This window comes from Methylobacterium sp. J-030 (assembly GCF_022829545.1).
Taxonomy (GTDB): Bacteria; Pseudomonadota; Alphaproteobacteria; order Rhizobiales; family Beijerinckiaceae; genus Methylobacterium.
In genome coordinates this window covers 18,256-36,361 of record NZ_JAKSYM010000057.1, presented here as the reverse complement: position 1 = coordinate 36,361, position 18,106 = coordinate 18,256, and the positions used below count along the sequence as shown (strand labels likewise).

General features: G+C 66.8%; 17 protein-coding genes. 2 read left to right on the top strand and 15 right to left on the bottom strand.

Going from position 1 to position 18,106, the window contains the following annotated elements:
- Nucleotides 1-322: 322 nt before the first annotated feature.
- From MKK75_RS02625 to MKK75_RS02585, 9 genes are all read right to left on the bottom strand, one after another.
- The gene (locus MKK75_RS02625; RefSeq protein ID WP_244041075.1) at nucleotides 323-550 is read right to left on the bottom strand and encodes a helix-turn-helix domain-containing protein; all 228 of its coding nucleotides are present in this window, start codon (nucleotides 548-550) and stop codon (nucleotides 323-325) included.
- 70 nt (nucleotides 551-620) lie between these two features.
- Nucleotides 621-1,226 carry a hypothetical protein gene (locus MKK75_RS02620; protein ID WP_244041074.1) on the bottom strand — a complete coding sequence of 202 codons (606 nt, stop codon included), beginning with the start codon at nucleotides 1,224-1,226 and terminating at the stop codon, nucleotides 621-623.
- Nucleotides 1,223-2,398: a tyrosine-type recombinase/integrase gene (locus MKK75_RS02615; RefSeq protein WP_244041077.1), complete on the bottom strand. Its 1,176-nt coding sequence runs from the start codon at nucleotides 2,396-2,398 to the stop codon at nucleotides 1,223-1,225. The genes MKK75_RS02620 and MKK75_RS02615 overlap by 4 nt, the downstream gene beginning before the upstream one ends.
- A 408-nt stretch (nucleotides 2,399-2,806) precedes the next feature.
- Entirely contained in the window at nucleotides 2,807-4,150 is a 1,344-nt protein-coding gene (locus MKK75_RS02610) for an efflux RND transporter periplasmic adaptor subunit (protein WP_244041073.1), read from the bottom strand.
- A gap of 5 nt (nucleotides 4,151-4,155) precedes the next feature.
- The gene (locus MKK75_RS02605; protein ID WP_244041072.1) at nucleotides 4,156-5,544 is read right to left on the bottom strand and encodes a TolC family protein; all 1,389 of its coding nucleotides are present in this window, start codon (nucleotides 5,542-5,544) and stop codon (nucleotides 4,156-4,158) included.
- Nucleotides 5,545-5,734: 190 nt separating this feature from the next.
- Nucleotides 5,735-6,742: a hypothetical protein gene (locus MKK75_RS02600; protein ID WP_244041071.1), complete on the bottom strand. Its 1,008-nt coding sequence runs from the start codon at nucleotides 6,740-6,742 to the stop codon at nucleotides 5,735-5,737.
- A gap of 1,306 nt (nucleotides 6,743-8,048) precedes the next feature.
- Entirely contained in the window at nucleotides 8,049-9,245 is a 1,197-nt protein-coding gene (locus tag MKK75_RS02595) for an ABC transporter permease (protein WP_244041070.1), read from the bottom strand.
- Nucleotides 9,242-9,934: an ABC transporter ATP-binding protein gene (locus MKK75_RS02590; protein ID WP_313901827.1), complete on the bottom strand. Its 693-nt coding sequence runs from the start codon at nucleotides 9,932-9,934 to the stop codon at nucleotides 9,242-9,244. The genes MKK75_RS02595 and MKK75_RS02590 overlap by 4 nt, the downstream gene beginning before the upstream one ends.
- Before the next feature lie 55 nt (nucleotides 9,935-9,989).
- Entirely contained in the window at nucleotides 9,990-10,316 is a 327-nt protein-coding gene (locus MKK75_RS02585; RefSeq protein WP_244041069.1) for a hypothetical protein, read from the bottom strand.
- Between the two features lie 440 nt (nucleotides 10,317-10,756).
- On the opposite strand from MKK75_RS02585, the gene MKK75_RS02580 reads away from it, so the two are divergent.
- Nucleotides 10,757-10,921: a hypothetical protein gene (locus MKK75_RS02580; protein WP_244041068.1), complete on the top strand. Its 165-nt coding sequence runs from the start codon at nucleotides 10,757-10,759 to the stop codon at nucleotides 10,919-10,921.
- A gap of 353 nt (nucleotides 10,922-11,274) precedes the next feature.
- Here MKK75_RS02580 and MKK75_RS02575 read toward each other — a convergent pair whose 3' ends face one another.
- The gene (locus MKK75_RS02575; RefSeq protein ID WP_244041067.1) at nucleotides 11,275-11,520 is read right to left on the bottom strand and encodes a hypothetical protein; all 246 of its coding nucleotides are present in this window, start codon (nucleotides 11,518-11,520) and stop codon (nucleotides 11,275-11,277) included.
- A gap of 136 nt (nucleotides 11,521-11,656) precedes the next feature.
- On the opposite strand from MKK75_RS02575, the gene MKK75_RS02570 reads away from it, so the two are divergent.
- Entirely contained in the window at nucleotides 11,657-11,845 is a 189-nt protein-coding gene (locus MKK75_RS02570; protein WP_244041066.1) for a hypothetical protein, read from the top strand.
- Between the two features lie 117 nt (nucleotides 11,846-11,962).
- Here the strand turns inward: MKK75_RS02570 and MKK75_RS02565 are convergent, their stop codons facing one another.
- The 5 genes from MKK75_RS02565 to MKK75_RS02545 all read right to left on the bottom strand — a co-directional run bounded on the left by MKK75_RS02565 (nucleotide 11,963) and on the right by MKK75_RS02545 (nucleotide 18,081).
- Entirely contained in the window at nucleotides 11,963-13,267 is a 1,305-nt protein-coding gene (locus MKK75_RS02565; RefSeq protein WP_244041065.1) for an MFS transporter, read from the bottom strand.
- Between the two features lie 69 nt (nucleotides 13,268-13,336).
- Nucleotides 13,337-14,509, bottom strand: a complete 1,173-nt coding sequence (locus MKK75_RS02560) for a CaiB/BaiF CoA transferase family protein (protein ID WP_244041064.1) — start codon at nucleotides 14,507-14,509, stop codon at nucleotides 13,337-13,339.
- Nucleotides 14,510-14,552: 43 nt separating this feature from the next.
- Entirely contained in the window at nucleotides 14,553-15,341 is a 789-nt protein-coding gene (locus tag MKK75_RS02555) for an enoyl-CoA hydratase (protein ID WP_244041063.1), read from the bottom strand.
- A gap of 47 nt (nucleotides 15,342-15,388) precedes the next feature.
- Nucleotides 15,389-16,729 carry an MFS transporter gene (locus tag MKK75_RS02550; RefSeq protein WP_244041062.1) on the bottom strand — a complete coding sequence of 447 codons (1,341 nt, stop codon included), beginning with the start codon at nucleotides 16,727-16,729 and terminating at the stop codon, nucleotides 15,389-15,391.
- 14 nt (nucleotides 16,730-16,743) lie between these two features.
- Entirely contained in the window at nucleotides 16,744-18,081 is a 1,338-nt protein-coding gene (locus tag MKK75_RS02545) for an MFS transporter (RefSeq protein WP_244041061.1), read from the bottom strand.
- Between the last annotated feature and the right edge of the window lie 25 nt (nucleotides 18,082-18,106).

Genomic DNA, 18,106 nt, shown 5'->3' with positions numbered 1-18,106 from the left:
TGCCGGGTGTATCCCCGGCCGCCGCGAGGGCTGCAGCAGCTTCGGCGTAGCGGGCAGCAAGACTGGCCCGCTCGGCCACTTCATCGAGGGCGAGAGTGGGGAGCACCGACATCACACGCCCTCCCGAATGAGAGCGCGGGCGTCAGCGCGACCGGTCACGAAGCCGAGAAAGCAACCGCGGCTATCGAAAACATAGGGCCTGCCGTTGGCGGGGTTCCGGTAGGATGCTATATCGGAGGCGTCGGTCTGCCGAGCGACATCTTCCGAGGGACGTGAGCGCTGGCCGGCGCTCCGTCCCTCAACTGTTTTCAGGGGCATCGTGCTACGCTGCCTCCTGCACCAAGGACGCTACAAGGCTGTGCAGGCTGTCGGCCGGGATCAGAGTTTTTACACCGACCTTGAACGAGCGCAGTCGCTTATCGGCGATCATTTCGTAGACGGTGGTTCTGCTGAGGCTCAGAGCCTGACAAGCCTCGTTCACCGAGTAGGCAAGCTTCACCGGCGGCGCACGCAGGTCTCCCTGCACCGCCTGAAACTCCTTGGAGTTCATAGGGCTATTCCTCGTTTGTCAGCACGTGTCCGCGCCGATATGGGGAACCTAGTCGCTCATTGGACTGCGTTCAAAAGGAGTTATTAGCCATTTTTCTCTGTACCCTTTTTCTCCTTACTGCTTCACGAGCGCAGCTCTCCGCACTAGCATCAACCGGAAGTGCCTCGAACACCTCCTCAACCAGACGAAGAAAGCGCCCTCCCGCTTTTCCATCCTCAAAAGTTGATATGGCGGCAGGCTTCCCTGTCAGTAATTGAAAATAATGAGCCAAACTAATTGCAACTGCTTGCGGTACGCCCGCCGTTTTTCTACGTGGCACCTTTATTGGTAAAGCGCTTGTATTTGCAGTTCGGCAAGCGGCACTTATTCTACTGCAGAAATCAAATATGTCACTTCGATTGACTCCGAGGTCACTCAAAGTCGCGTGTGTAGGCTGATGCGCATTAGCGATTGCCGCTGACATAGCATCGGCGAGTCGAGATATCACTGCCAATTCTTTGTCAACACCGCTTCGCCCCAGATTTAGAAAGCGATTTTCTACTTCCCTAGATCTCGTCCATAAAAGTATTTCTTCGACTGCAAGTGCTATTGTGTTCTCGACATCTGGAAGCAGAGGAAGTTTTTGAAGCGCGGCAGTAACTGCCGCACGTTTCACTGCCTGCTCTTGTGTCGTCATTTCTCAACTCGGCGCGGCAAATAGCAGGCGTCCGCCCATTCACTCATCAGCTCGCGTCGTTTTGCGAACAGATCACCGCGCCGGTAGGCTGCCTCCACCCGGTTCTCGATGATATGGGCGAGCGCCATCTCCACCATCTCGTTCGGGAAGTGCGTGGTCTCGGCGGCCCAGTCCCGGAACGTCGACCGGAAGCCGTGCACGGTCAGATCCGGGCGCCCCATGCGCTTCAACAGCTCCAGCATCGCCATGTTGGACAGAGGCTTGCCGCGCTTGCCGCCGGGGAAAACGTACCTGTCTCCGAGCACCCTAAAGCTTTTGAGGATCACCACGGCTCGATCGCACAACGGCACGCGGTGCTCTCGGCCGCCCTTCATCCGCTCGGCCGGCACGGTCCAGGTCCGCTCGGCGAGGTCAATCTCGTCCCAGGTCGCACCGATCACCTCGCCCGTCCGCGCGGCCGTGAGGATCGTGAACTCCAGGGCAAGGGAAGACGTACCGGCCTGCGCGCGGAGCAGACGCACGAAGTCGCTGATCTCCGTGAAGGGGAGGGCGGCGTGATGCTCGACTCGCTGAACCTTGGAGCGCTTTGGTAGGAGGTTTTGTAGGTGCCCGCGCCAGCGGGCCGGGTTCTCACCCTGCCGGTAGCCGCGGGTAGCCGCCCAATCCAGTACCGCCTCTATACGACCGCGGACCCGTGTCGCGGTCTCTGTCTTATCGCCCCAGATCGGCTCGATAGCGCGCATCACCAGCCCGGTATCGACTGCCTGGACGGGGAGGGGGCCGAAGACGGGCGAGGCGTAGGTGGCGAGGGTGTTGCGCCACTGATCGGCGTGCTTGGGGTTTCGCCAGCCCTTTCGGTGCGCCTCGATGTAGGCCTCGGAGCAGGCGTCGAAGGTGATGGTGTTGGCTGCGTCGAGCCGAGCGGCGGCGCGTACATTCTCCCGGGCCTCGATCGGGTCGATGCCTTCGAGGCAGAGCTTTCGACACTCCGTGGCCTTGCTGCGTGCCTCGGCCAGAGTCAGCGTGTGCAGCGAGCCGAGCCCCATGGATCGGGCGCGGCCATTCAGCATGAACCTGAAGATCCACGAGCGCGCCTCAGCGTTCGTCACCTGCAGGTAGAGTCCGCCGCCATCGGCGTAGAGGCCCGGCTCCCGGGTGCGGGAAACCTTCAGCGCGCTGAGCTGTCTTGGCGCTCGTCTCGACACGATACCTACAGCACTACCTACAAAAGGAAGCTGGATTGTAGCGTGTCCGTGCGTGTACAGGAAGACAGAGCGGGGGAGGGCGCTCTCGTGAAAACAACGGGTTACCGACATGGGCGGACGGTCGCGGACGGCTCTTAGAGAGACGCTCCCTCCGCCAGCCATTAGTGATCTGACAGCTTTTTATGAAATGAAATGGGGTTTACCCCACCATTCGCCCCACCGGCGAATGAGAGGTCGTGGCCGTAAGGGAATGGCGCTCGACTCGAAAAGCGATCCGGACGAGTTGCGCATTCAGGACGCGACGAGTGACGCAGGCATGCGGCCGTCTTGCAAGTCGCTGCGCCGCGAGCAGACCGAGACATCGACTTGGCTGCCTCAAGGTAGGATCACGGTATCACCGTCCCGGAGGCCGGATAGGATCTCGATGCCCTGCTGCTGTGTGGCACCGAGCCGGACTTGGCGTGGGCGGGGTTCGCCGCTCGCCGGATCGCGGACCTGGACCACCGGATTCGTCGTCGGATCGCGGACTGCCTCGATCGGCACGACGATCGCCTGCGGGTTGCTGGCGATCTCGATGCGCATCCGGGCCGACATGCCCAGGCGGATCTGACCGCGGCTGGCGTCCCTGGGGAAGGCGGCTCGCACCTCGAAGGAGGGGGCGCGACTCTCGCCTCGCGTGGCATCGGCCTCGGCGCTGATCCCGATGAGGCGCCCCGCGATCGGCTCGCCCGGGAAGGCATCGCTGGTGATCGCGACCGGGTGCCCGATCCGGATGCGGTTGACGTCGACCTCATCGACGCGGCCGGTCACCACCAGCGTCGCCGTGTCGGCGATGGCAAAGAGCGCCTGTCCCCGGCCGACGTGGACGCCGCTCGCGATCTCGGCCGCAGGCTGATTGGTCTGCCGGCTGACGGGTGGATGGGAGAGGATGCCGCCGATCGGCGCGCACACGACCTTGCCGTCGGCCTGCGCCATCACGTCCATGAGACGGGATCGCGTATTCTGCAGATCCAGCGCGGCGAGCCGCCGGCTGTTCGCATCGCCGCGCGCCAGCGTCGTCTGCAGGTCCATCCCCGCGCTCGCGACCGCCTTCTTCTGCGTGTCGCGCTGCTGCACGAGGCCGTCATACTCGTTGCGCGACACGATCCCGCGGTCGAACAGCGTCTTGGTTTCCGTCACCTGCCGCTCGGCCAGCGCGAGGCCGGCCTCGGCGCTCTCCAGCGTGCGTTTGGCACGGATCACCTCGGGGCTGTCGGCCCAGCGATGGAGGAGATCGGCGGCGATCGAGCTCTTCAGGAAGGCGGCCTGCGCCTCCCGCACCCGGGTGGCGATCTCGCCATCGTCCATCACCACGAGCGGGTCACCGGCCTGTACGACGTTGCCGATCTGCTTCCGCACCGCGCGGATCGCACCGTCGAACGGTGCGACGACCGGAACGGCCTTCTCCGCCCCCACCGTGCCCGCAAGGGTCACGAAGGCGGCGGCGGCCACGGGCGCGACCGTGAGGGTGCGTTCCGCGACCGGCTGCACGGCCTTGAGCTCGACCGAACCGAGCCTTGGCGCCCCCCGGAGCCAGGCCAGTCCGGCGAGAGCCACGATGGCGGCGGCGCAAACACCGGCAGCCGCGCGCCGGACGCGCGGCGGTGCGCCGATCTTCCTCCGCCCATCGGCGATCGGCGGCAGCGCGGCCGACATGACTTCGGATGTGGGCTCGGTCATGCGCGTCAATCCCGCAGGGCGACGTGCCACGTGTCGAGGGTGGTCCCGAGCTGGAGATCGAGCAGCGTCAGCGTATTGAGGTAGCCGATCACGGTGTCGAGAAGCTGGATGTCCGCCGAGCGGAGGTAGGTCTCCAGGGCACGGACCTGATAGTTGGCCGAGCGCCCGGCCTTGAGCTTCTCCCGCTCGATCTCGACCGCGCGGGCCGCCAGATCGCGGGCGCGGCGCGCGCCTTCGAGCTGGCGCCAGCGGATCGCGACGTCGCTCGCCGCGCTGCGGATCTGCAGCTCGATCCCCCGGCGGATCGTCTCGAACTGCAACTCGGCGGACTGGCGGCTCGCCGTCGCCTGGACGAAGGGCTGCTCGCGCTGGAGATCGTTGAGGGGGGCGTTGAAGGCCAGCCCGACCGTGGTGTCGGATTGGCCGGTGACGCGGCCCTGCGGCCCCGTGATCGTCGTGCGCCCGACAGCCCGGGTCGCGAATAGCGAGAGGTCCCAGAGCCGCGCATTCTCGGCGACGACGAGGCCGAGCTTGGTCTGCTCCAGCACTAGGAGCTGGCCGAGATAGTCGGGCCGCTGCGCGAACGCGACCGCCATCAGGTGCGGCAGATGGGTGGCGACCTGTGCCGGCTCGGTGCTCTCGGCGGCCAGGATCGGGGTTCCGAGGTCGAGGGCGAGCAGGTCCAGGAGCCGGAGGCGGGTGCTGTCGAGGGACCGGGTCGCGCCCAGCACGCCCAGGCGCTGGTTCTCCAGGTCGGCCTCGGACTGGACGATCTCGACCGCGGGCATCCGTCCGGCATCGATCAGGGCACGGTTGATCGCCACAATCTCCTCGGCGCGGCCCACCGCGGCCTGGGCGAGCACCAGGGCCTTCTGGGCGCGCAGCAGATCGCGATAGGCGTAGATCACCTGTCCGATCGTCTCCGACACGATGGCCTTGAGCCGCAGCCGGTTCGCCTGTTCGCCGAGCCGGGCCGAGCGGATCGGCGCCAGGGTCACGTCGACGCCGCCCCCGCGCAGGAGCGGCTGCGTGACCGACAGGAGGCCGCCCGTGCTGCGCGTCCGGATGCCGGCGCCCGCGCTCGCGTGGTTGGCCCAGGCGAACGTGACGGTGGCGCCGGAGGGCAGGAGTGCGGTGACGCCCGGCGTGACGTCGAGGCTGGTTGTGGTGATCCCGGCGATCGTCTGCCGCACCGCGCCGCCCGAGAGGCCGAGATGCGGCATGAACCCGTCCTCGGCGACGCGCAGGGCGAATTTCTGGGTGATGCGGTCGATGTAGGCGCCACGGATGGTGCGGTTGTCGCGCAGGGCCAGGGACACGGCGTCCGTCAGGCTGAGGGGGATGCCGGCCGCGCTCGCGGCTTTCGCCTTCCTGTCCGGGGTGGCGGTGGCCAACGATGGTGGCGCGGCCGATCGGGACGGTTTGGAGGGCCGTTGGGCCGCACGAGACTCGTGGACCGCCCCGATCACCGCGACGAGACCGATCGCGGCTCTTGCCAATCGGATCCGACGGGACATGGCGCTAGCCGGTTCGCCGGGCGGCGACTGGGTTCGCGCCGCGGCGGTTCAAAGCGCGCATCGGTCCTTAGTGTATGGGTGCGGTCGCGGGCGGCGTGGCGGTCCCGGTGCCCTGTCCCTGGGCTACGGCCGTGGAGGCAGCCGCCGCGGCCCCGGTCTTCGGATACAGGATGAACCCGAAATCGCCATAGGCTGCGATGTAGGACACCTTCATGGTGGGGTACTTCTTCTCGAGTTCATACATATAATCTTCGTTGTGGCCAGTCCGACCCCATTCGCCGACTTGAGTGTAATGATTGACCTGAGAGTTGAATGCGTACATGTCGTAACTAACGTCTTTTTTGAATTGCGATCCCAGTATCGTGGAGGCGCGTATGACCCGTGCCGTGCCGTTTAGCAAGGCCTGGGATATTTCGTTGGACGGGTCGATCGGCTCGTTGAGGCCGAGCCCGTACAGGGTATAGTTCTTGATGTTGCGAGCAAATTCCTGGTCGCTGGGCCGATCGAAGGTCTGGCTGTATTCGTACCAGACCTCGCCGCCGAAGGCGCGTATCTGCGCCACGTCCTCCGGCGGCGTCTCAGCCATCGATTGGAGAACCAACGCGTCGCTCGCGCGGATCTGGCGCGCGCGCTCTCTATGATTGCTGTGATGCGCGTCGTCGTCCTTCAACTGCTGAATGACATCGGCCGAGTTCCACGGCATCAGCGCGCTGTTCAGGGGAACTCTCGAATGGAGCTTGAGTTCATCCATCTGCTGATACCAGTGCTTCAACGACGTGGCCCCCTGGTCGGGTCCGGGCTCGGCCGCCGCCAGCATGCTCGTCTGCGCCGGCCCTCCGCCCGGGTGTATGGTCGGCGGGCTCTGAGACGCCTGCACCGGGTCGGAGCCACCCCGGAGCTCGGCCCACACCTTCAGCAGGGCGTCGAACGACTGCGCGGGCAGGATCACGAGCGACCGCGGATCGAGCGCCTGCTTAAGCGGATCCTGGTTCTGCTCACCGGTGGACGCTTGCTGCGGCGCCTGCACCTGCAGGACCTTCAGCGCTGCGGAGGAGGAAGAAACTGCGGATACCATGTCGTACTCCTGTGTAGACGACTGTTCCTTGTCGCCGGATTTCGATCGACAGATTGATTATCAACCTGTGCTTCCGGCCCAATGGACCGAGGGCTTATTTGCCAATCTTCAAACATGATAGACTGCCGCAATTATGTCAGAACTTGACATCGACGAGGTAGTTCGATGTCAAGCTTGACGCGTTTTCGGCTAGGGCGCTCGGTCATGCACTGGATTAGGAATGGTTTGATGCGAACGATCAAGCGATGCTTCGCCCGGTCGCAGGAATGCTGGCGCAAAATATCCGAGCGTTCGCAGTCGATACGTTATTCTGACCATTCCATTTCAACGATATAGCTGCAGGTTTCTTTATTCCACGTAGCCGCGCTGGAATCGAAGCAACTCACAGTTCCGCAAGAATTGTTATTGCTGGTCACCGTATATTTTGGTTTTTCGGGCGGCGTCGGACAGCCATACCCCCCTTTACTTGCAGCACTAGATGGGTATATTGATATGCCAACAGAACACGAAACGTGACACCCGTAGGGTCCTGGCGTATATCCGTCAAATTCTACAGTCAAATTCTGAGCCTGGTCATCGTCCCAGTACCCGATAAAGGTTCCCATATCTCCGCGGCTTACCGTTTGTGGGCTCCACGTCCAGTTTTTTGCTTGAGGCATTGATCGTACGTCGTGAAGACCTATCGAATGTTTCGACTGGTTGTGCAAGTTGATCGTGACAGTGTTTCTCGTCTGAGCCATGGCCGAGTCGCTCAGACACAGAACACCGATCAGCCCAGATAGACCAACCATCAAAGCACGCATGTTCGAATCTCCCTGCTCCGGATGCGGAATCACTCTGCTCGGGTACGAACAGCCGGTCGGCTTACACGGACGGTCGCTCGGCTGATCTGCGCGGGATTGCGGAGGCTGCATCGCCCCACGGATCCGAGGAGGCCGCGGGATCCCGCAGACCTTCGGCGCCGGGCGTCATGCTCCGGCCCATCGAGCAGAACAAACTTGCGATCTGAGGTCAACCAACAGACGGTTGTATCTGAATAAAACCGTCGCTGAGGTTCGATCGGTGGATGTCGATCACCTCAGAAGCGCATCCACAGCTGAACATCTTCGACCTGTTCGAGACAATTCTTTATGCAAAATCCAATCAGTCACGATTCCACTTCGATCGGTCCGCGCCGGAGCCGGTTCGACGCGGAGTCTTCGACTCGTGCCCTCCGCCTGATCTGCGGCGCTTCAGGATCCGGGCGCGGATCGGAGGCATGTCATATCGGGGGGCCGGCGCCCGGTCGTCCGGGCGAACCCCGGCCTCACTCGGCGCGCAGGGCGGCGATCGGATCGAGCTGCGCGGCCTTCAGGGCGGGATAGAGGCCGAAGAACAGGCCGACCGTCACCGCCATGCCGGCGCCGAGCGGCAGCGCCAGCGGCGCCGGCAGGAATGGCCAGCCCGACGATCGTGCAAAGATCCAGCCGGCGAGGGTGCCGAGGCCGGTCCCCAGCAGGGAACCGATGCCTGAGAGGATCAGCGCCTCGGTGAGGAACAGGGTGACGATGTCGCGCCGGCGCGCCCCGATCGCCCGGCGCAGGCCGATCTCCCGCCGCCGCTCCAGGATGCTCATCAGCATCACGTTCATGACGCCGACCCCGCCGACCACCAGCGACGTGGTGCCGATGCCGACGAGCAGCAGGGCGTAGACGCGCATCTGCTTCTCCAGGCCGTCGATCAGCTGCCGGGCGGTGTTGACCTGCACGCTGCCGGTGCGCAGGAGCAGGCGGAAATAGTCGGTCACACGCTGGGCCGTCGCCCGATCGTCCGCGCCCGGGGCGAGACGCGCCGCCACGTTGGTGATCTTCGCGTCCGGCATCAGCCGCCGCGCCGCCTGGAACGGGATCACCGCCGACCGGTCCAGATCGAGGCCCAGCAGCGGGCTCCGAAAGGCCGGCCCCAGGATGCCGATCACGGTCAGCACCTGATCGTTCGCCGTCACGGGATCGCCGATCCGGACGGGTCTTCCGGAGGCGGCGGCATCCCGCGCCAGATCGGCCCCCAGGACCACGAAGGGTGCGGCGCCGTCGAGATCCGAGGTCCGGCGCCCCGCCACGACGGGTGCCTTGACGAAACCGTAGAGCGCCTCGTCGGCGGCGATCAGGGCGGCGTAGAGCGAGGCGCGTCCCATGCGCAGCGAGGCGCTGCCGGACACAATCGGGATGGCCTCGGCGAGCCCGATCCGGCGCCCGGGCAGCGCCCGTACCGCCTCGGGCGACAGGTCCGGGACATCGTGGTTGTCGCCGTGCGGAGTGATGCTCACGAGATCGGTGCCGAGGGCCTCGAACTGGCGCATCGCCTCCGCGCGGGCGTTGTGGCCGACATGCAGGATCGCGATCACCGCGGCGGTGCCGACCGCGATGCCGGTCAACGCCAGCAGGGCACGCGCTCCGAGGGCCCGGAGATTGCCGGCTCCTTCGCGGACGACCTCGCGCAGCCGCGCCTGGCCCACGGCGGTCATGAAGGCAGGACGCCCGCGCCGTCGAGAACCCGGCCGTCGCGCATGACGATGCGGCGCGGGCAGCGTGCGGCCACGGCGGGATCGTGGGTCACGATCAGGATGGTGACGCCGGGATCCCGATTGAGGGCGAGGAACAGGGCCATGATATCGTCGGCTGCCCAGCTGTCGAGGTTGCCGGTCGGCTCGTCGGCCAGAAGCAGCGTCGGTGCGCCGACGAGCGCCCGCGCGATCGCGACGCGCTGACGCTGGCCGCCGGACAGCTCGTCCGGGCGGTGGGATGCGCGGTCCGCCAGTCCGACCCTGTGCAGCGCCTCAGCGGCACGCGCCCTGCGAAGGCGCTTGCCGAGGCCGCGATACAGAAGCGGGAGGGCGACATTGTCCAGAGCCGAGAGGCGGGGCAGCAGGTGGAACGCCTGGAAGACGAAGCCGATCTGGCGGTTGCGCAGGGTGGCCAACGCGTCGTCGCGCAGGTTTGCCGTCGGCACGCCATTCAGATGGATTTGGCCGTGACAGGGGCGGTCCAGCAGGCCGATCAGGTTCATCAGCGTGGTCTTGCCGGATCCGGAGGCCCCCATCAGCGCACAGAGCTCCCCACGCAGGATGTCGAGATTGACTCCCGTTAGAACAGGGACCGATCCTGAGCGACCAGTGTATGATTTATCAACGGATTTTATTGAAAGTAATGGCATATTCATTCGATAAATTCATCAAAATTTCATAAAACCCAACACGTTGGCCCAATCGCTATGGCAAAAATCGGCGTGCAGCAAGACCGTCGGCGCATGAAGCTTCATCGTCGGGCGTGATTTGAAGAAAATAATATTGTCTTCCTGGCGGCACCGACCATCCATGTTGATGTCTGCAAGTCGCTGCATCCCCATGGGCAAACACCGCCGTCTCTTCAAACGTCAGCAACACATGTGTTCCTGAAATTTCGAGTAGTAATGCTGGGACGTTGGATTTTGTACCTTGCGTGACCAAAAACAACCTGTCCGTTGTCATCAGGATCACGCGGAGTGGCAGAAATCCACCCCAATCGGGCCAGCCGAAGTTCAACGGTGCGGCCGTCACGCCTGCGCCACCGGTCGCTCGCCCACCTGCGTCGTGTCGCGCGGGGTCCGCATCTCGAACCTCGTGGTCCAGTCCCGCCGGCTCACCACTCCCGCCCGCGCCGGCACCCTCGGTCCAAGATACCGGGCAGGTCAGGCCATTTGAGCCGCAAAACCGTTCCGTAAGAACCTGTGAGCAGCTGGTGCCGTCGGCCTGCCGAGACCGAAACCCACGCTTGTTGGCACCGAATCCGTGACCCGTGTCCGACGCGGTGGGTTTTCGAGACACCACAACGCCCTCACGATGAATTGATCAATCGCCGGAATTCTTGTTTCGCTGCGGGATATTAAACATATCCGCCAAACAGATACTTTCTCTGACGCCGCATACCCTATTCGGATGAAGTTTCGTCACGTTTGCACGCGTACCATTCTCGCGCTCGCCACACAGGAGTGACGGAAATGGTCGATGATGGCCCGCCACTGAAATTCGTAGCCCTCTGGGGGATGTTCGCTGTTCTGATGCTGTTCGGTCAGATGCAGCTTATCAACCATGGTGCGAACATCGCCCTGTCCTACCAGATCGATCCAGGCGTCGAACCAACCTTGATGGCCGCGCTGGATTGACCCCAGCACGGCGCGATCCGCGTCCACCGGCGGGAGACGATCCGTGCGGGGCCGGTCGTAACCATCCGTTAACCATGCGGGCTCATTCGGAGCCGACCAGCCGAGCGCTGACCTTCCACGCCCACACGATCCTCCGCTCAACACGGGTGGGCGTGGAAGCCTTGATCGCTCGCACCGTATCGACGCGCGTGATGGCCGTTTCCGCGCCGCGGCCGGATCCTCGGCATGCGGCCCGCGCGCGACCGCTCGCAGCACCGTCCCCGCCTCGGTTCGGCCAAAGCCGTCAAATGGATTGCGTTCGAACCCGCTCGCGCGGGCGGACCACGCAGCCGGGCGTCACGCCGGCTCGGCACTCAGGCGAGCGAGTCATCGACGACGCGGTAGGCGAAGAACCTGAACGGGTCCTCGACCATGCCCTCCTGCGCCTCCATGGCGTCCGCACAGTGCTGGCTCTCGATCGGGGTCGAGGGTCGCTGCGTGAAGGTCGCCGTCGGCGCCTCGGCCTTGGCGGCCTCGATCTGCCGCTCGATCTCGCCCGGATGGGTCGAATGGCAGAGCATCCAGGGCTCGCCGTCCTTCTCGATCGTCACGTAGGCCATGCGCCGTCTCCTGCGTTTCGGGTGGGACAACGCGGCAGGACGCGATCGGGGCAGCGGGCGATCGTCGCGGCGACGACACAACCGCGCGTGCGGGGCGTTGGCACCCCGTTGCGGCTCATGCTCCGAAAGGGCGCCGATGTTCGTCCCGCCCGAGGATCGATCCATCCGACCGCAGTGGGAGCCTCCGCGGCGACCGGACCCACATGCCAAGCGGCAGGAGAACGCCGCCGTCACGCTCATCATCCTGATCTCGGTCCTGGCCCTGTTCGCGCCGATCGCCGGCGGCACGCTCGTCGGCATCGTCGTGGCCCTGTTCGGACACTGAACGGTCAATCCTGCCGCCCCGGCAGGGCGTTTCCTCTTCGGCCGCGGACCGGCACGGGGCACGCGCCGTGGTCCGGCCGAACCGGCGGGAGCCTCCGGCTCGCCGAGCCGCCCCGTCTCAGGCCGGGAGCGCCCGGCCGGCCGTCTCGGGGGCGAGCCAGATCGTCGGCAGGCCGAGGAGGTAGATCAGCGAGATGATCGCCAGGGCCTCCGGGTACGATCCCGTCACCACCACGAGGCCGCCCACGATCGTCGGACCCAGCGCGCCGAGGATTCGCCCGAAGCTGAAGGCGAAGCCGGATCCGAACGCCCGGCGGCGCGTCGGGAACAGCTCGGGCAGCCAGATCGTGTAGAGGGCGAACACCGCGTTGGTGAAGAAGCCGACGAGCGGCAGCAGCGCAATGAACAGCGTCACGCTGTCCAGCCAGACGGCGGCGCCGAGATAGGCGACGAGGTTGATGGTGAAGGCGCCCAGGAAGAAGACTGTCGCCGTCCGGCGACGGCTGCCGAACCACGTCGCGATGAACGGCATCGCGAGGCAGCCGATCAGCGTGCCGATATTGGTGATGATCCCGCTGATCGCCGCCACCTTCTGCGCCGCGGCCGGCGTCGAGCCCGTGGCCACGAGCTTGCTGATCACCAGGGTCGGCGCCCAGTAGGTCGAGGACCACAGGCCCAGGATGATGCACGACATCATCAGCCCGGCCGCCCAGGTGGCGCGGGCCTGCGAGCCCACGAACATGTCGGCGAGGCTCGGCTGATCGGCCCCCGGCTCGGTGCGCGCCTGCTGCGCCCGCAGCGGCTCCTTCACGGTGGCGCGGATCGCTACCACGAGGAGGGCCGGCAGCACGCCGAGCAGGAACATGCCCCGCCAGCCGATCACCGGGGCGAGGAACGAGGCCGCCGCGCCCAGCAACAGGCCGGTCGGGGTGGCGGTGTGGAGCCAGCCCGCGAGCCGCACGCGCTGATGTTCGCTCACTGATTCGTGCAGCAGCGGCGTGCCGGCCGCCCACTCGCCGCCGACGCCGAACCCCGCGCAGAACCGGAACACCGCGAAGGAGGCGAGCCCGCCCGCGAGGCCGCAGAGCCCGGTGAACACCGAGTAGACGAGGATCGTCAGGCACATCACGGTCACGCGCCCGATCCGGTCGGCGAGCCAGCCCCAGAACATCGAGCAGGCCCAGCCGAGCATGAAGATCGAGAAGAAATAGCCGCCGTAGAGCGCGATCGTGCCGCGGGCGGGCTCGATGCCGCCGGCCGCGAGCAGTTCGGACACCGCGGGCACCAGCACGAAGATGTAGATGGCCGAGTCGAAGCCATCGAGCATCCAGCCCGCCCAGGTGATCCAGAAGATCCGGGTGCTGGACGTGACCCGTCCGGCGGCGGCGCGGTCCGGGACCGCGGCGAGGCTCACGTGGTCCATGGGCGTCTCCGATCCGACATGCTGTCCTCCCTCAGGGCCGCCCGGTCTCGGGGCCGGGCTGGCCGGTCTTCAGATCACGCGCTTCGCCCGCAGGTCCGCCACCGCCTGCGCGTCGAAGCCGAAGGCGTTCAGGATCGCCGCGCTCTGCGCACCGAGATCGGGCGCCGCTGTCCGCACCGAGCCTTCCGACCGGGACATCCGGATCGGCTGGGCGACCAGACCGATGGGCCCGAGGCGCGGGTGCTCCACCGTCTCGGCCATGCCGAGATGCTGCACCTGCGGGTCGGAGAAGACCTGATCCATCGTGTAGACCGGCCCGCAGGCGATCTCGGCGGCGTTCAGGGCCTCGACCCAGTGGGCGGCCGTGCGCGTGCGCGTCACCGCGGTGATCGCCTCCGCGAGATCGTGGCGGTTGCGGCTGCGCGCCGGCTGGTCGGCGAAGCGCGGATCCTCGGCCCATTCGGGATGGCCCAGCACGCCGCACAGGCGCCGCCACATGGCCTCGCCGATCGGCGCGATGTTGACGTGCCCGTCCGCGGTCGGGAACGCGCCCATCGGGCTCGCGGTCGGATGGTGGTTGCCGATCTGCGGCGGGACCTCGCGGTCCATGGTCCAGCGCGCCGCCTGGAAGTCGAGCAGGGCGATCTGCGCCTGCAGGAGCGAGGTCTGGACCCACTGCCCCTGGCCCGACTGTTCCCGCTCCAGGAGCGCCGTCAGGATGCCGAGGGCGCAGTACAGGCCGGCGCTCGAATCGGCGACCGCGATGCCGGCCCGTACCGGCCCCCCACCGGCCTCGCCGGTGATCGACATCAGCCCGCCCATCCCCTGCGCGATCTGGTCGAGGCCGGGGCGCATGCGGTAGGGGCCGTCCTGCCCGTAGCCGGAGATGCTGGCGTAGACGAGCCGGGGGCTCTCCGCCGCCAGCGCCGCGTAGCCGATGCCGAGGCGGTCCTTCACGTCGGGTCGGAAGTTCTCGACGAGCACGTCGGCTGACCGCGCGAGCCGCTTCAGCACGGCGACGCCCTCGGGCTGCTTCAGGTCGAGGGTGAGGCTGCGCTTGTTCCGGTGCAGGTTCTGGAAGTCCGACCCGTCGCGGTTGCCGCCGATCCGGTCGCCCCCGGGGGGCTCGATCTTGATGACGTCAGCGCCCCAGTCGGCGAGCTGGCGCACGGCCGTGGGGCCCGAGCGGACACGGGTGAGATCCAGCACCGTGAAGCGGCTCAGCGCGGTGGCAGAGGGCATGGGCGTCTCCCGGTTTCGCGTGACGTGGTAGGTCGGGCGCCGCTCAGCGGCCCTTGAAGTTCGGCGGCCGCTTCTCGCGGAAGGCGATCGGGCCCTCCCGGTAATCCTCGCTGGCGAAGCAGGCCTTGATCGCTCGGTCGACGGCGGCAAGCGCGTCCGGGCCCGGCTCGGTGGTGGCCGCGTCGATGGCGAGCTTGGCGGCCGCGATCGTCAGCGGCGCGTTGGCGGCGACGCGCGCGCCATAGGCGCGGACCTCCTCCTCCAGCGCCTCCCTGGGCACCACCCGGTTGATCAGCCCCATGCCGAGCGCCTCGGCGGTGTCGAATTGGCGCGCCGAGTAGAAGATGTCCTTGGCGCGCGAGGGGCCGACCACGTCGACGAGGCGGCGCATGCCGGCGTAGCGGTAGCCCAGGCCGAGCTTGGCCGCGGGAATGGCGAAGCGCGTGTCCTCGGCGGCGAAGCGCAGGTCACAGGCCAGCGCCAGGGCGAGGCCGCCGCCGATGCAGTAGCCGCGCACCATGGCGAGCGTCGGCTTGGGGCAGGTCTGGATGATCGCGGTCGCGGCGTCCGCGGCGGCGTTGTAGGCCATCTGGGCCTCGCCGGAGCCGCGCTTCGTCTCGAACTCGGAGATGTCGGCGCCGGACACGAACGCCTTCTCGCCCGCGCCCTTCAGCGCGAGGATGCGGATCTCCGGATCCTCCGCGAGGCTGGCGACCGCTTCGGGCACGCCGCCCCACATCTCGAACGTCATGGCGTTGTGCTTGGCGACGTTGCTGAAGATCAGCCAGCCGATCGGCCCGTCCCGCTGCACGATGAGTTGGGGGTCTGCCATGGGCTATCCTCGATCGGGGGGTGGGTCGGCTGTCGGCGCAACGCCGGTCACGGGACGCCTCGACGGTCAGGCTCGCCCCCGACCCGCTCCGGGTCGAGGCTCGCGGTGCCGCCCTCCTTGAGGAACAGCGTCGTGACGAACGTGCAGGCGATGCAGGCGCTCACGTAGTAGAAGAACAGGCTCTCGTGGCCGAGATGCTTGAACCACAGGCCGACATACTCGGCGCTCCCGCCGAACAGGGAGGTCGCCAGGGTGTAGGGCAGGCCGACGCCCAGCACCCGCACGCTGGTCGGGAACAGCTCCGCCTTCACCACCGAGTTCACCGACGTGTAGCCGGACACGATGACGAGCGCGATCATCAGGAGGACGAGCGCCGACCACGCATCGTGGACGCGCGTCATCGCGGTCATCAGCGGCACGGTGCCGAGCGTCCCGAGCACGCCGAAGGCCAGCAGCAGGGGCTTGCGCCCGATCCGGTCCGACAGCGCCCCGAGCAGCGGCTGCAGCAGGGCGAACACGAACAGCGTCACGCAGGAGACCAGCGTCGTCTGGTCCCGCGTCAGCCCCGCCGAATTCGACAGGAAGCGGTGCATGTAGACCGTGTAGGTGAAGAACGCGACCGTGCCGCCGACCGTCATGCCGGCGACCAGCACCAGCGCGCGCGGATCAGCCAGGAGGCGCAGGGTCGGACGCTCCGCAGTGCCGCGCCGCTTGAGCGCCTTGAATTGGTCGGTCTCGTCGATGTTCCGGCGCAGGGCGTAGCCGATCACCGCGCAGGCCGCCCCGATGGCGAAGGGGATGCGCCAGCCCCAGCCGGCGATCTGGTCGGTGCTGAGCAGGATCCGCATCACCACCAGCAGGAAAGTCGCGAGCAATTGGCCCGAGATCAGCGTCACGTAGTTGAAGCTGCTGAAGAAACCCCGGCGGCGCGGATCCGCGATCTCCGTCAGGTAGACGGAACTCGCCCCGTACTCGCCGCCGAGGGACAGGCCCTGGAGCATGCGCGCGAGGAGCAGCAAAGCCGGCGCCAGGATCCCGGCCTGCGCGTAGGTCGGGCAGATCGCGATCATCAGGGACCCCGCGCACATCAGGGTCACGCACAGGCTCAGCGCCGCGCGCCGCCCGTGCCGGTCGGCGTAGATGCCGAAGATCCAGCTCCCCAGGGGCCGCAGCAGGAAGCCCAGGGCGAAAATCCCGGCCGCGTTGAGGAGCTGCACGTTCGGCGAGTCGCCGGGAAAGAATTGCGGTGCGAAGTAGAGCGAGAACGCCGTGTAGATGTGCAGATCGAACCACTCGATCAGGTTGCCGACCGACCCGCCGAGGATCGAGGCGACGCGGCGGTGGAGGGCGGGGCGCGCCTCCCCGAGGGCGGTGTCGGTTGCGAGCATCGCGCGTCCCTCCGTCATCGTGCCGCGGCCATGCGGCGCTCGAAGGCGGGGGCGAGCAGGGCCTGCACGCCCCCGAGGAAGGCGACCACGGCCAGGAACAGGAGGCCGTAGGTGAACTGCCCCGTCGCATCCTTGATCCAGCCGACGAGGTAGGGCGGCAGGAAGCCCGACAGGTTGCCCAGCGCCGTCACCATGGCGATCGAGCCGGCCGCCGCCGGCCCCGGAAAGCTCTCCGTGTAGAGGGCGAGCGACGGGCCTTTCAGCCCGTAGATCCCGATCATCACCACGCAGATCGCGGCGAACTGCGCGAGCGGCTGGGCGAGCCAGACCGAGGCGGTCAGGCCGGCGGCGACCAGGAAGGTCATGGCGGCGGTCGGCACGATCCGGTCGGCGTGCCGGTCCGACCACCAGCCGCCCAGCACCATCGCCAGCGTGCCGAACGCGTAGGGGATCGCGGTCACGAAGCCGGTCTGGGCGTTGGTCAGGCCGGCGGCCTTGATGATCTGCGGCAGCCACAGGCTCAGGCCGTAGCTCGCCGTCGTGACGTTGAAGAACAGCAGCGCGTAGAACAGCACCCGTGGATCGCGGATCGTCGCCCAGACGTTCGGCGCGGCGTGCGCCCGGGTGGGCTCGGCCGCGAGCGTCGTCCGCAGCCAGTCCCGCTGCGCGCGGCTGAGCCATTCGGCCTTCTCGGGCGTATCGGTCAGGACGAACAGCAGCAGCACGCCGAGGACCACCGCCGGCAGCCCCTCGAGGATGTACATCCACTGCCAGCCGGACAGGCCGAGCCACCCGTCGAGCCCCAGCAGCAGCCCCGAGATCGGCGCGCCGACGAGGCTCGACACCGCCATGCCGACCAGCATGATGCCGATGCAGCGGGCGCGGTACGCCTTCGGATACCAGAGCGCGGCGAACAGGAGCAGGCCGGGGAAGAACCCGGCCTCCGCGACGCCGAGCAGGAAGCGGGCGATGCAGAACGAGACCGGCCCGGTCACGAGCGCCATCCCGGCCGAGATGAAGCCCCAGGTGATCATGATGCGGGACAGCCAGAACCGGGCGCCGACCCGGCCCATCATCACGTTGCTCGGATACTCGAACAGGAAGTAGCCGAGGAAGAAGATCCCTGCGCCCCAGCCGTAGGCGGTGGCCGAGAGGCCGAGTTCGCGGTTCGCCGTCAGCGCCGCGAAGCCGACATTCACCCGGTCGATGAACGAGACCATGTAGGCGACGACGAGGATCGGCATGAACCGCCGGTTGATCCGGCGGATCGTGTCACGCTCCAGATCCGTCACCCCGTCCGACCGCGTGCCGTCCTGTACGGCGAGGCCGGCGGGGATTGCCCGCGTGTCCATGCGCTCTCCTCCCTGGAGGCCGCCG

Excerpts from the sequence above, each read along its gene's own strand:
- MKK75_RS02590 (WP_313901827.1), bottom strand. The coding sequence starts at position 9,934 with ATGCCATTACTTTCAATAAAATCCGTTGATAAATCATACACTGGTCGC.
- MKK75_RS02575 (WP_244041067.1), bottom strand. The coding sequence starts at position 11,520 with ATGGCCTACGTGACGATCGAGAAGGACGGCGAGCCCTGGATGCTCTGC.
- MKK75_RS02550 (WP_244041062.1), bottom strand. The coding sequence starts at position 16,729 with ATGCTCGCAACCGACACCGCCCTCGGGGAGGCGCGCCCCGCCCTCCAC.
- MKK75_RS02620 (WP_244041074.1), bottom strand. The coding sequence starts at position 1,226 with ATGACGACACAAGAGCAGGCAGTGAAACGTGCGGCAGTTACTGCCGCG.
- MKK75_RS02570 (WP_244041066.1), top strand. The coding sequence starts at position 11,657 with ATGTTCGTCCCGCCCGAGGATCGATCCATCCGACCGCAGTGGGAGCCT.
- MKK75_RS02565 (WP_244041065.1), bottom strand. The coding sequence starts at position 13,267 with ATGGACCACGTGAGCCTCGCCGCGGTCCCGGACCGCGCCGCCGCCGGA.
- MKK75_RS02580 (WP_244041068.1), top strand. The coding sequence starts at position 10,757 with ATGGTCGATGATGGCCCGCCACTGAAATTCGTAGCCCTCTGGGGGATG.
- MKK75_RS02600 (WP_244041071.1), bottom strand. The coding sequence starts at position 6,742 with ATGGTATCCGCAGTTTCTTCCTCCTCCGCAGCGCTGAAGGTCCTGCAG.
- MKK75_RS02610 (WP_244041073.1), bottom strand. The coding sequence starts at position 4,150 with ATGACCGAGCCCACATCCGAAGTCATGTCGGCCGCGCTGCCGCCGATC.
- MKK75_RS02625 (WP_244041075.1), bottom strand. The coding sequence starts at position 550 with ATGAACTCCAAGGAGTTTCAGGCGGTGCAGGGAGACCTGCGTGCGCCG.
- MKK75_RS02560 (WP_244041064.1), bottom strand. The coding sequence starts at position 14,509 with ATGCCCTCTGCCACCGCGCTGAGCCGCTTCACGGTGCTGGATCTCACC.
- MKK75_RS02545 (WP_244041061.1), bottom strand. The coding sequence starts at position 18,081 with ATGGACACGCGGGCAATCCCCGCCGGCCTCGCCGTACAGGACGGCACG.
- MKK75_RS02595 (WP_244041070.1), bottom strand. The coding sequence starts at position 9,245 with ATGACCGCCGTGGGCCAGGCGCGGCTGCGCGAGGTCGTCCGCGAAGGA.
- MKK75_RS02555 (WP_244041063.1), bottom strand. The coding sequence starts at position 15,341 with ATGGCAGACCCCCAACTCATCGTGCAGCGGGACGGGCCGATCGGCTGG.